This window comes from Micromonospora sp. NPDC048830 (assembly GCF_043198215.1).
Lineage (GTDB): Bacteria > Actinomycetota > Actinomycetes > Mycobacteriales > Micromonosporaceae > Micromonospora.
In genome coordinates, this window is the sequence record NZ_JBICUP010000004.1 from 223,913 (window position 1) to 236,305 (window position 12,393).

9 protein-coding genes, 1 tRNA gene and 1 other RNA gene are annotated in these 12,393 nt (G+C 68.7%); 2 read left to right on the top strand and 9 right to left on the bottom strand.

Annotation, left to right across the window (positions count from 1 at the left end; translation table 11 throughout):
• Window positions 1–93 precede the first annotated feature (93 nt).
• From ACGFIZ_RS06355 to ffs, 7 genes are all read right to left on the bottom strand, one after another.
• Window positions 94–1,050 (bottom strand): ABC transporter permease, encoded by a 957-nt coding sequence (locus tag ACGFIZ_RS06355; protein ID WP_393416392.1) that lies wholly within the window; start codon window positions 1,048–1,050, stop codon window positions 94–96.
• Window positions 1,047–2,054 (bottom strand): ABC transporter permease, encoded by a 1,008-nt coding sequence (locus ACGFIZ_RS06360; protein WP_393416394.1) that lies wholly within the window; start codon window positions 2,052–2,054, stop codon window positions 1,047–1,049. The genes ACGFIZ_RS06355 and ACGFIZ_RS06360 overlap by 4 nt, the downstream gene beginning before the upstream one ends.
• A gap of 96 nt (window positions 2,055–2,150) precedes the next feature.
• Window positions 2,151–3,824, bottom strand: coding sequence for an ABC transporter substrate-binding protein (locus ACGFIZ_RS06365; RefSeq protein ID WP_393416396.1), 1,674 nt, complete (start codon window positions 3,822–3,824; stop codon window positions 2,151–2,153).
• A 458-nt stretch (window positions 3,825–4,282) separates the two neighbouring features.
• The gene (gene recR, locus ACGFIZ_RS06370; protein ID WP_145774005.1) at window positions 4,283–4,876 is read right to left on the bottom strand and encodes a recombination mediator RecR; all 594 of its coding nucleotides are present in this window, start codon (window positions 4,874–4,876) and stop codon (window positions 4,283–4,285) included.
• A gap of 12 nt (window positions 4,877–4,888) precedes the next feature.
• Window positions 4,889–5,197, bottom strand: coding sequence for a YbaB/EbfC family nucleoid-associated protein (locus tag ACGFIZ_RS06375; RefSeq protein WP_246140594.1), 309 nt, complete (start codon window positions 5,195–5,197; stop codon window positions 4,889–4,891).
• Window positions 5,198–5,414: 217 nt separating this feature from the next.
• Window positions 5,415–8,009: a DNA polymerase III subunit gamma and tau gene (locus ACGFIZ_RS06380; protein WP_393416398.1), complete on the bottom strand. Its 2,595-nt coding sequence runs from the start codon at window positions 8,007–8,009 to the stop codon at window positions 5,415–5,417.
• 107 nt (window positions 8,010–8,116) lie between these two features.
• Window positions 8,117–8,206, bottom strand: an RNA gene (gene ffs, locus ACGFIZ_RS06385) — signal recognition particle sRNA small type.
• An 82-nt stretch (window positions 8,207–8,288) separates the two neighbouring features.
• On the opposite strand from ffs, the gene ACGFIZ_RS06390 reads away from it, so the two are divergent.
• Window positions 8,289–8,373, top strand: a tRNA-Ser gene (locus tag ACGFIZ_RS06390).
• 413 nt (window positions 8,374–8,786) lie between these two features.
• Here ACGFIZ_RS06390 and ACGFIZ_RS06395 read toward each other — a convergent pair.
• Together ACGFIZ_RS06395 and ACGFIZ_RS06400 are read right to left on the bottom strand one after the other, a co-directional pair.
• Window positions 8,787–9,446: a hypothetical protein gene (locus ACGFIZ_RS06395; RefSeq protein ID WP_393416400.1), complete on the bottom strand. Its 660-nt coding sequence runs from the start codon at window positions 9,444–9,446 to the stop codon at window positions 8,787–8,789.
• A gap of 2 nt (window positions 9,447–9,448) precedes the next feature.
• Window positions 9,449–10,642: an AAA family ATPase gene (locus tag ACGFIZ_RS06400; protein WP_393416402.1), complete on the bottom strand. Its 1,194-nt coding sequence runs from the start codon at window positions 10,640–10,642 to the stop codon at window positions 9,449–9,451.
• A gap of 498 nt (window positions 10,643–11,140) precedes the next feature.
• Here ACGFIZ_RS06400 and ACGFIZ_RS06405 point away from each other — a divergent pair, with 498 nt between their 5' ends.
• The gene (locus ACGFIZ_RS06405; RefSeq protein ID WP_393416404.1) at window positions 11,141–12,379 is read left to right on the top strand and encodes a helix-turn-helix domain-containing protein; all 1,239 of its coding nucleotides are present in this window, start codon (window positions 11,141–11,143) and stop codon (window positions 12,377–12,379) included.
• Window positions 12,380–12,393: the final 14 nt, after the last annotated feature.

Sequence of the window (12,393 nt, forward strand, 5' to 3'; positions counted from 1 at the left end):
CGCTTCGCTCGCTCCTCGCGCGGGCGAGTGGGGCTCGCAAGCTCACTCCTCGCGCTCGCAGGTGCTGGGTTGTGCTGATCCGGCCCACCGGGCTCACCGCCGGTTCTTCGGGTCGATGGCCTCGCGCATCGCCTCACCGAGCAGGGTGAAGCCGAGCGCGACGACGACGATCGCCGCCGCCGGGTAGTAGGCCAGTTCGGGGCGGACCTCGAAGTAGCGCTGGCCGTCCACGCCGAGCATCAGGCCCCACTCGGCGCGGTTGATGTCCGGGTCGCCGAGGCCGAGGAAGGACAGCGCGGCCGCGTCCAGGATCGCCACCGCGAAGGTCAGCGTGGCCTGCACGATCACCGCGGTCAGCGAGTTGGGCAGCATGTGCCGCAGCACGATGTTGCGCTCCTTCACCCCGAGCGCGCGGGCGGCGAGCACGTGGTCGCTCTCCCGCTGGGCGAGCATCGAGCCGCGCAGCAGCCGGGCGAAGATCGGCACGTTGACGATGGCCACCGCGAAGATGACGGTCCACTGGCTGGACCTACTCGCCATGGCCACCAGGGTGATCGCAAGCAGCAGGCTCGGCAGGGCCAGCATCACATCGGTCACCCGCATCAGCAGGACGTCGGCCCAACCCCCGAAGGCGCCGGCCAGCGCCCCGAACAGCACGCCGAAGGCGAGACCGATGAGCGTGGCGAGCACGCCGACGAAGAGCGTCTGCCGGCTGCCGTGGATGAGCCGGGACAGGAAGTCCCGGCCCAGCGGGTCGGAGCCGAACGGGAACTCGGCGCTGCTACCGGGGATGCTGTCGACGGTCAGGTTCTTCGTCAGCTCGTCGAAGCGCTGCACCGGGTCGTGCGGGGCGATCAGCGGGGCGAAGACAGCGATCAGGACGAATAGCCCGACGATGGTGGCGCCGACGATGGCCACCGGGTTGCGGCGCAGTCGGCGCAGCGCGTCCCGGACGAGGCTGACCCCGCCCTTGTCGGCGCTGGCCCGCGCCAACTCCTCCAGCCGCGCCTTCTTACGGTCGCCGAGCAGACCAATGCTTCGTTCGCTCATCGCACACGCACCCTCGGGTCGATGAAGGCGTAGGAGAGGTCGACCAGGAGGTTGACCACCACGAAGACCAACGCGGCGAGCAGGATCAGGGCCTGCAGCACCGGGTAGTCCCGGCCCCCGCTGATCGAGTCGGTGATCAGCGTGCCCAGGCCGCCCCAGTTGTAGACCTTCTCGGTGAGCACCGCGCCGGAGAGCAGCGCGCCGGTCTGGAGGCCGATGGTGGTGACCACCGGCAGCAGGGCGTTACGCAGGATGTGCCGGCCCCGGATGGTGCGGTGCCGCAGGCCCTTGGCCTCGGCGGTACGCACGTAGTCCTCGTTCAGCACGTCGAGGACGCTGGCCCGGGTGATCCGTACGATCACCGCCAGCGGGATGGTGGCCAACGTGACCGCCGGCAGGATCAGGTGCCACAGCGCGTCGGCGGTTGCGTCGAACTCCCGGGTGAGCAGCCCGTCGAGGACGAAGAACCCGGTGACCGTGGTGTTGTCCAGGCCCGTGGTCAGCCGGCCGGAGGGCGGGAACCAGTGGATGTCCTGGGTGAAGACGCCCTTGAGCAGGTAGCCCAGGAAGAAGATCGGGATCGAGATGCCGAGCAGGGTGCCGGCGATCGTCAGATTGTCGAGGGCGCGACCGCGCCAGCGGGCGGCCAGGTAGCCGAGCGGCACGCCCAGCCCGACCGCGATGATCATCGCAGCAAGAGCCAGCTCGATGGTGGCCGGGAAGGCGCGGGCGATCACGTCGGTGACCGGGTCGCCGGTCCGGATCGAGTTGCCGAAGTCACCACTGATGACCCGCTGCATGAACTTGCCGTACTGGACCAGGATCGGCTGGTCGTAGCCGAGTGCCTTGGTCAGTAGGGCACGGCGCTCAGGGGTGGCCCGCTCGCCGAGCAGCGCCTCGATCGGGCCGCCGGGCAGGTTCCGCAACCAAACGAAGATCAGCGCCGACAACGCTATCAGCGTCACCACCAACTGAAGTAGGCGGCGGACTATGACTCGCAACATCTCTCACGCACCAGACTCTCGATGTGTGCGGAATCGGCCCGGGCCAGGAGGGTCCCGGCCCGGGCCGACTCGCGCTACGGCGTCAGCCGATTGACGTCACTTGGAGACGCTGACGGTGTTGAACCGCTCGTCGGTCAGCGGGCTCGCGACGAGGCCCTTGACGTCCTTGGTGACGACGATGGCCGGCGGGGCGTGCCAGATCGGCACGGCCGGCAGCCACTTGCTGGCGATGTCCCGGTTGACCTGCTCCCAGGCCGCCTTCTTGCCCGCCTCGTCGACGGTGGCGTCGGCCTTGGCGATGGCGTCGAACATCTCGGTCATGGCCTGGTCGCCGAACTCGACCTTGCCACGGCCGAAGAAGGTGCCGACGAAGTTGCCCGGGTCGTTGTAGTCACCGGTCCAGCCCAGGATGTGCAGGTCCTGCTTGCCGAACTGCTGGACGTCGTCCTTGAAGCCACCGTTCCACGGGCGCGGCACGCCGTTCACCTTGATGCCGACGGCCTGCAGGTCGTTCGCGAGGACGGTAAAGATCTCCTGCGGGTTCGGCATGTACGGCCGGGAGACGTCCGGCGGGTAGTAGAAGTTGAGGGTCAGCCCCTCGGCGCCGGCCTCCTTGAGCAGCTGCTTGGCCTTCTCCGGGTTGTGCTCGTACTTCTGCACGTCCGGGGCGTAGCCGAGCACGGTGTCCGGCATGAACTCGTCGGCGACCTTCGACCCGCCCGGGGCCTTGGTCTGCACCAGTTGCTGACGGTTGAGCGCATAGGCAATCGCCTGCCGCACCCGCAGGTCCTTCAGCTTCGGGTTCTTCTGGTTGATGCCGAGATAGAGGATGTTGAACGCCGGGCGGTTGATGACCTGGAAGCCCTCACCCTCCAGCGCCTTGCGGTCGGCCGGGGCCGGGAAGTCGATGCCCTGGACGGTGCCCGCGCGCAGCTCCTGCTTGCGGGTGTTCTCGTCCTTGATGATCTTGATGATCATCTTGTCGACCTTGGCCTTCTCGCCCCAGTAGTCGGGGTTCTTGTTCAGCGTGATCTCGTTCTTGGCCTTGTCCCAGCCGCCGAATGTGAACGGACCCGTGCCGACCGGGTTGGTGGTGGCGAAGGCGCTGTACTCGAAGGAGTCGCCGTTCTGCTTCACCGTGTCGGCGTCGTGCTTCTTCAGCGCCTCGGGGCTGGCCATCGAGAGCGAGGTCAGCGCGAACGCGCCCGGGAACGCGCCCTTGTACTGGTTGAGTGTCAGGACGGCGGTGGAGTCGTCCTTGGCCTCGCACTTGCTGTAGATCGACGTGCCGGCGCCCTCGGCCTCGTTCTTCGCGAAGCCACCGAAGACGTCCATGTAGTAGATCATCTGCGACTGGGCGGCGGCGCCCTTCATGTTGTACCAGCGGTCGAAGTTGAAGCAGACCGCCGCGGCGTTGAAGGGGGTGCCGTCGTGGAACTTCACGCCCTGGCGCAGCTTGAACGTCCAGACCTTGCCCTCGGCGTCGTGCTCCCAGCTCTCGGCCAGGCCGCCCTGGAGCTCCGCCGTACCCGGCTTGTGCGAGACCAGCGTGTCGAACATCTGCCGAACCGGCCGGAACGACTCGCCGTCGTCGTTGAAGATCGGGTCGAAGTTCTTGGGGTCACCGGCCCCAGCGAAGATGAAGGTGCCGCCAGTCTTGGCCTCGCCACTGTCACCGCCGCGGTCGCTCTCCGCGCAGCCGGCCGCGCCGACCGCAAGGGCGGTAACGGCCGCGAGGGTCGCCGCCGTCCTGAGCCTTCTCGCCTGCATCTCTCACCTCTGTCATCCGCGTGCCCACGCCGGGTTGGTGGCTCGCTCCGTGAGCGGGAGGCTATGACACGACACCGCGAAGCGGAATGGTCGTAAGTCAATCGCTATCAACCCGACACCAAGCGATCCGATCTGACACCAATTGACGGAAGGCAAACAGGGGTGTCACAGGACGGCCGGTGGCGACCGGGACGGTAGGGCACGGCAGACCGGTGGCGGGCAAATCACCGCACGGAACCCAAGCCGTGCGCGTGAGATTGAACACCACCGTCGCCTTGCCGTTTACAGATGCTCTCCACGAACTCTTTCGCGGTGCGGCGGGCGGGCCACAACCGACGGCGCGGCTGCGATCGAGGTCCGGGCGGCCACGCGTACGACCAGGACCTAGCCACCCCGGCCCAGGGTGCTCTCGCCGGCGCACTTCCCGATGCGGGCCGTCCCACCCGAGAAGCGGGCGCTTAGACTGCCCTGCGCCCCTCGAACGCGCGGCCGAGGGTGATCTCGTCGGCGTACTCCAGGTCGCCGCCGACCGGCAGCCCGCTGGCCAGCCGGGTCACCGCGATCCCCATCGGCTTGACCATCAGGGCCAGGTACGTCGCGGTCGCCTCGCCCTCGGTGTTCGGGTCGGTGGCGAGGATCAACTCGCGCACCGTCCCGCCACCGAGCCGCGCCATCAGCTCCCGGATCCGCAGATTGTCCGGGCCGATCCCCTCCAACGGGTTGATCGCGCCGCCGAGCACGTGGTAGCGGCCCCGGAACTCGCCGGTCCGCTCGATCGCCACCACGTCCTTCGGCTCCTCGACCACGCAGAGCACCTCGTCGGTGCGGCGCGGGTCGCGGCAGATCCGGCACTGCTCGGACTCGGCGACGTTGTAGCAACTGGTGCAGAAACGCACCAGATCCTTCACCTTGCGCAGCGCGCCGGCCAGCCGGTTGACGTCGGCCGGATCCGCGGACAGGACGTGGAACGCGATCCGCTGGGCGCTCTTCGGGCCGACGCCCGGCAGCCGCCCCAGCTCGTCGATCAGGTCCTGGATTGCGCCCTCGTACATCTGTCGACCGGCTCAGAAACCGGGCAGGCCGAGGCCGCCCATGCCGCCCGCGACCGGGCCCATCTTCTTCTCGGTCAGCTCGCGCGCCGCCTCGGCGGCGTTGTGCACGGCCGCGACGACGAGGTCCTCCAGGGTCTCCACGTCCTCCGGGTCGACGGCCTTCGGGTCGATCCGGATCGCCTTGAGCTCGCCCGTACCGGCGACGGTCGCGGTGACGAGGCCGCCGCCCGCGGTGCCGGTCAGCTCCGCCTCGGCGAGCTCGGCCTGCGCCTTGGCGATCTGCTGCTGCATCTTCTGCGCCTGCTTCAGCATCTGCTGCATGTTCGGCTGTCCACCTGGGCGCACGGATGGCTCCTTCTCGCACTCGTCTGCTCGGCCGCGCCCAGCCTAGTCGGGGCGCGGCCCGTTCCGCGGCACGGGCGACGCCTCGATGTCGGTGACATGGGGGTGTCCGCGCATCCCGTGCCATGTCGGTGACGTGGGGGTGTCCGAGCCACACGGATGCCGCCATGTCGCCGACATCGAGTAGATCAACCGGTCAGCGGGCGTCCACCTCGTCGATCTTCTCGGCTCCGAAGACCTCCCGGAGCAGCCGCACCGCCTGCTCCTCACTCGACTGCCGGGCCGTCCGCTCGTCGATCACCTCGTCCAGCGGCTCGTCGCCCGGGTCGAAGCCCTCGTAGGTCGGGGTCGCCGGTGCCGTCGGCCCCGGACGCCCCGCGCCGGGCAGCGGCCCGTCGTAGTCCGGGTCGTACGGCGGCTCGCCGGCCCAGTCGGCGTCCGCGGTCCTGCGCGCGGCGTCCGCCGTCTTCCGGGCCCCGTTCTCGGTACGCGGGCCGCGGCCGGCCGCGGCGGCGGCCCGCGCGGCGGCGAGGCCACTGCTGACCGGCGCGCCGCCGGCACGGCCGTTGGCGCCGCCGGCACTGTCGGCGGTACCGCTGCCCGGCCGGACGGCCGGCGCCGGGGTCGCCGGGGCGGCGGGACGGGCCGGGGCCGGGGCGGCGGGACGGGCCGGGGCCGGGGCGGCGGGACGGGCCGGGGCCGGGGCGGCAGGACGGGCCGGGGCGGTGGCCGAAGCCGGCTCTGTCGCCTGGGCCGGCGTCGGCGACGACGCCGAGACTGCGGTGGGGACCGGCCCGCCCGGGCGGGCGGCCTCCGGCCACTCCTCGTCCTGGGGGGCGCTCCCGGCGGGCGCCGCACCGCCGGGGCGGGCCGGCTCAGGCCAGTCGTCCTCGTCGTCGCCGGCCGAGACGGCCGACGGGCCACCGGGCCGTGCCGAGGTGGCACTGCCCCGGCCCGTGGGCCCGACGGCGGGCCCGACCGGCGTGCCGCTGGACGGGTGGGCCGGGGCGGTGGCTCCCGGGGCTGGCGGGGCCTGGCGAGCCGCCGCGGAAGGCACCGCCCGGGGCCCGCCACCCGGCGCGACCCCACCCCGCTCGCCGGAGACCTCGCAGCGGATCTGCCAACGGCCGCCCAGCTCCTCGTAGAGCGCCTCGATGACCAGACCCGGCTCGTTGGAAAGTGCCTGCGCGTGGAACGGATAGCGGAACGTGAGAACCAGGGTCTGGTCGTCCACCTCGCGTACAGTGGCCTCCCTGGCCCAAGCCGCTACTTTCTTGCTCTTTCGGCCAACTTTGCCGACAACGTTCTGCCAGGCATCTTGCACCGCACCCAGTGCGCCGGCACGCTCCGGGGCGGAGCGGGACACAGCTGGGGTGGCCGGCTCGGGTATGACGGCCTCCACCGAGACCTCCCGCCGGGACGGGGGCGGAGCGGCCTCGGAAGCGGCGGAGGGTGCCGGGTCACCCGCCGGGGCGGCGGACGCCGCCGCCGGCGCGGAAGCCCCGACAGCCGCCGCAGGCGGGGTGGCGGGCTCCGGGCGTACCGGGACCGGCGGGGTGACCGGTGCGGGGCCGGCGGCGGGCGGGGCGACCGACGCGGGGCCGGCGGCGGGCGGCGGCTCGGCGCCACCCAGGGTGAGCCGGCGCTCCATCCGCTCCAGGCGCTGGAGCAGGCCGCCGGTCGAGTCGTCCGCGCCGGGCAGCAGCATCCGGGCGCAGATCAGCTCCAGCAGCAGTCGGGGCGCGGTGGTGCCGCGCATCTCGACCAGGCCGTTGTGCACGATGTCGGCGCACCGGGACAGGGTGCCCGGGCCCAGCCGCTGGGCCTGGGCGGTCATCCGCTCGATCTGGTCGGTCGGCCCGTCGATCAGGCCCTTTCCGGCGGCGTCGGGCACCTGCTGGAGGACGATCAGGTCGCGCAGCCGCTCCAGCAGGTCGGAGGCGAACCGCCGCGGGTCGTGCCCGGCCTCGGCGACCCGGTCGACGGTGGCGTACGCGGCGGCGCCGTCCCCGGCGGCCAGCGCGTCGCACATCTCGTCGATCAGCGCGGAGTCGGTGACGCCGAGCAGCGCGGCGGCCCGGGCGTAGCTGACCCCCTCGGGCCCGGCCCCGGCGATGAGCTGGTCGAGCACGGAGAGGCTGTCCCGGGCGCTGCCGCCGCCGGCGCGCACGACGAGGGGGAAGACCGCCGGCTCGACCGTGACGCCCTCGGCCTCGCAGAGCTGCTCGAGGTACGGCCGGAGCACCTTCGGCGGGATCAGCCGGAAGGGGTAGTGGTGGGTCCGCGACTTGATCGTGCCGAGGACCTTCTCCGGCTCGGTCGTGGCGAAGATGAACTTGACGAACTCCGGGGGCTCCTCGACCAGCTTCAGCAGGGCGTTGAAGCCGGCCGACGAGACCATGTGCGCCTCGTCGATGACGTAGATCTTGAACCGGCTGCGGGCCGGCGCGAAGAACGCCTTCTCGCGCAGCTCCCGGGCGTCGTCGACGCCGCCGTGGCTGGCCGCGTCGATCTCGATGACGTCGATCGAGCCGGCCCCGTCGGTGGCCAGCGACCGGCAGGACTCGCACTGGCCGCACGGCTCGGGGGTGGGACCCTGTTCACAGTTCAGCGAACGGGCGAGGATCCGGGCGCTGGAGGTCTTGCCGCAGCCGCGCGGGCCGGAGAAGAGGTACGCGTGGTTGAGCCGCCCGCTGCGCAGCGCCTGCGACAGCGGCTCGGTGACGTGCTCCTGCCCGATGACCTCGGCGAACGTACGCGGCCGGTACTTGCGGTAGAGGGCCAGTGTCACCCGTCCCGCCTCCTCTCGACCGAGCCATTCTGCGCCGGTCAGGCGCGGGTGACCACCCACCACCCCGTGACCGGACGGGCGGGGAGGTTGCCGGGCACCGGAGACAAAAAGGCCTCCCGTGCACCCGGCAGAGCTCGCTTATCCTTGCTGCCTTCCGGCCCTGGGGAGGTTCACGAGATACCGCCGCACGGGAGGTGCCACCAAGCCTACCCGATGTTCGGTGGATCTTCGGGGGGTGGTGGGGTGGCCGCCACGTCTGGGACCTGTATCCTGTTCCGCGGAGGATTCGCCTAGAGGCCTAGGGCGCACGCTTGGAAAGCGTGTTGGGTTCACACCCTCACGAGTTCGAATCTCGTATCCTCCGCTCGCTGAGCAGCACGAACGTGAGGGTCGGTCCCATCGGGGACCGGCCCTCCGTCGTAGGAGTCTCAGTTGCCCGGATGAGCCCCACACCCGGCCACGCCTCCGGCTACGGGAGGTTGCAGTCACGCCGTCGCGCCTCCTGACGTAGGCAGTGGTAACTACCGGGCCGCCCTTGGCTCCTTCGAGGAGGTCCCCGGCCGGCAGGCGCGGCTGCAGTCTCGCGCACCCGGCTGACCACGCACGACCGGCGGTGGTTCATCGCGCGTGTGGTTGACGAGGCCACCCGTCCCGATTTTTCCGAGGGAAGTTTCGGCCGTTCGACAGATGGTGGCGTAGGCGGTGCGAGGATGACGAGAGCTTCTGTACACATCGCAAATCTTGCGGCGGATGCGTAGGCGACAGGACAAAAAGCTATCAAGCTTTCGGATAGATGCCAGCGCGACCCTCTCGAACCTCCGTCGCAAGAAACGTAAGTGCGCTCTCTAAGCGTCGGAAAGAGCTTAAGCCAGCGGCTCGGAGTTCGGCGATCTTCATCGCGCGCGTAAGGGGAAGTTGATGAACCGTAGGCTTATATGAGACACCTCCCATCAGTTCACGCTCCACCCAACCCTTAGCATCGCGCAACTGCTCCGGGTTGGAAGGCACACTCTGCGGGCTCTGGAGCGTGATGATCGCTTGTCCGGTCGGCGACTTCAGCACGCTTCCCCCAAGTGATCGCGCGATGGAGATCGCGAGAGTTTCATACTCTCGATAAAAGAACAGGACCGCAACAGGGAAGCCGACGCCAGCTTTGGCAACGGCATCTGCGAAGCGTGGCGCGGCAGTCGCCGGGCACGAGTCTTCCAAGTCGGCAGTCAGGAGAGCAGCCGATGGGTTGAGGGTCGCCGCTATCCGGGCCGCACGTACAGCTTGCTCTGGCGTAGTGATGGCGTAGCGAGGACTGGGAGGAATAGACCAGAAGGGACTCGGCATCACACCAAGCTCCTTCCCAGTGCGAACTACAAGGTTCTCCACCGAGCCATCTTCGCCGCGCCCCTCGCGAATAATCACTAAGCGGCCATTTGCAGACACCATGCTCAGTTATCCTCACTGAACAAGTCGAAGAGGTTTTGATCTACCACATCCGTCCGAAAGCCGCCGGAACGCAGCAGGTTTCCAGGTGACAGCAAAGACTCTCTGACTATCGCACGTTGATGATCCGCAACCCCTCCCACGTACGTGGCACCATCCACCCGCTCGACAACTCGGACATCATCCATGTCGAGCAAGTCGAGCAGGTCAGGACTATGGGTGGTAATCGCAACCTGACATCGCCTGCTTGTGGCTCGCAGATAGTCATATAGCAACGGGAGCAATCCCGGATTGATGGTAAGTTCGGGCTCCTCAATGCCCATGAGGGGTGGACTCGGGTGCTGCAGAAGCGCCGTCAGAATTCCCGCCAAACGCAATGTCCCGTCGCTTTCTTGGCCAGCACTAAACCAGCGATTACCACCACGGAGACGATGTTCAAATTCTGCAGTATAGTAGCCGCCTGCAGAATCCACCCGGACGCCTGTTATGTCGCCAGTGATCCGCTCCAACCCGAGCTGCAGTTCCCGTAGGGCTGATTCATCCATTGTCCTGAGCACTGCACACCAGTTCGATCCAGTGTCGTCAAGGGGCGGCGCAACACCGATTGGCTGCGGCTGGCCGAGCTCGCGTGGAAAAATGCTGTGGATCCGGATGGAGCGTAGCGCTTCAACGACGGGCCTAATCTGAGGGTCACCTGCCAACGCCGGCAGAACCAGTTCCGTATCGCTCCCAAGAGGGGAGAGCCCACTGGGGGCAATTCGCACCCTACCCCGATCAACAAGGAGGGAAGTCTCGTCGTCAGAGAAGGGCGTGTGCAGAGTTTCGTTTTCAACTCGATAGGAGGCATTCTTCGCCGCATTGATCTGCAGTTCATAGGCGGCACTCCACGCCGCAGACTGTAGATCAATCCTGATCTTCACTGCACGCGGTTTCGTTGGTGCGACGCGACGCAGCCGATTGATTCCCAGCCTCTTAGAGATGGCCGGCTCCAGGCCGAACGTGAGGGCCTCCCGCAGGAACCGGAAGACATCAAGGACATTGCTCTTACCCGACCCATTTGGACCTACGAAGGCGGTAAGATCGCCAAACTCTACAACCACATCGTCGCTCAGCGACCGGTAATTCGATACCTTAAGCCGCACCACCCGTGCGGCGGCTTGAGCCTCTGACCCTGTGTGTGGAAGCAGCTCGGCGGTCATGTCACTCCTTGCTCGACTTGCCTGGATCCTAGAACGGGAGACTCCTGTGCGCTGCGACAGAACAGCCATGAGTCCGTGTCAAGGCCCGAGGGAGGTGTCAGTAGACAAACCAGCGTGGTTCTGTGGGATAGAAGGTTGGCGCACGAGACACGTCCCCTCGTGGTCCCAGTTAGGGACGGTCCTTGTGACGCCGAGCGGACAACGGAGTACCGGCAAGCCTTGACGGCTGCTGCCGGCTGACCTGCCTGTGGGCAGGTGGCCGACCAAATCCTCAACAAGCCGGCTTGAACAGTTCGGCGACTGGATACTACGCGTGGCGTCCGGTGTTGGCTGGATCGAGGGCAGCCAGCAAGCACTGTCGGCACCGCGAATTACGTGCCGCGGCGCTAGATGTCCTGTCCTGTCGGGCTGGCCCGCCAGCGGTACCGTCAACAGTGGCGGCCCGCTGGAGTGGAGGCTGGCGGAACGCCGCCCAGCCCTCATACCGGGGAGCCAACCATGAGCCAGTCGACCACCGGCGAGCACCTCGCCCGCCTCCGCCGCCAGGCCAGCCTTACGCAGGAACAACTTGCCGAGCACTCTGGGATCAGCGTCGAGGTGATCCGCAAGCTGGAGCAGGGCGCACGCAGATCCGCCCGTCTGGAAACCCTCCACGCACTCGCCCGTGCCCTGGGCCTGCCAACGACCGCACTGTTCGGCGACGCATCCGAGGCCGCCGCACGCGCCGAACCGGACCACCGGCCGCTGTCCTTGGCAGAGATCCGCCGCGCGGTTGCGCCTGTTCACGGCCTCACCGGCGTCCCGCTGATCCCGCGCGCTGCGGAGCCGCCAGCACCCGACGTGCTCCGGGCTCGCCTGCACACCGTCGACCGGGCATACCAGGCCAACAACTATGCTCACGCGCTGGCCGAGATGCCTCCGCTACTTCTCGACGTCCGGGCCGCCGTCGACCTTGCCGCCGCCGACGAGCAGCCCGCCGCGTACGCGCTGCTCGCCCGCACGCTGCACCTCACTGGCAATCTGCTGATCCAACTACGCGCCGGAGACCTCGCGCAGACCGCGCTGGCCGATGCGCTCCAGGCCGCGCGCCGCTCTGGCGATCAGGTCGTCGCGGCCACAGTAATTCAGGGCATGTGCTGGCTGCTGATGCGCCAGGGTCGCATCGCCGAGGCGGCCGAGCTAGCCGTAAGTACAGCCGACCGGATCGAGCCACGGTTCTCTCGGGCCGCGCCGGCAGAGCTGGCCGCGTGGGGCTGGCTGACCATGGGCGCCGCCGCCGCGTACGCCAGGGACAACCGGCCGGACGAGGCGGCCGAGCTGGTCGACGCCGCAGCCGCAGCGGCGGTCCGAATCGGCGAGCGCGACCCAGGCGGCGAGCACCTGATGATGGTTGGCGGATTCAACGCCGGCAGGGTGCAGATGCAGCGGGTAGAGAATGCGGCCGTGGGTGGCGATCCGGCGAGGGTGCTGGACCTGGCCGGCATGGTGCCCCCCGGCCCGACCCCAGTCGGGTCCAGCTGGCAGCGCCACCGCTTGGACGTGGCGTGGGCGCACGCCCAGCGCCGACAGTACCCAGAGGCGACCGCCGTCTTGCAGGAGCTGCGACAGCTCGCGCCGGCGTGGCTGCGGCACCAGCGGTACGCGCGGGACATCGTGCAGTCCATTGCGGAGAGCCGACGTCGGACGATGTCGAAGGAACTGGCCGAGCTGGCCACGCTGGTGGGCTGCGAGGCGTAGTCCGAACTCGTACA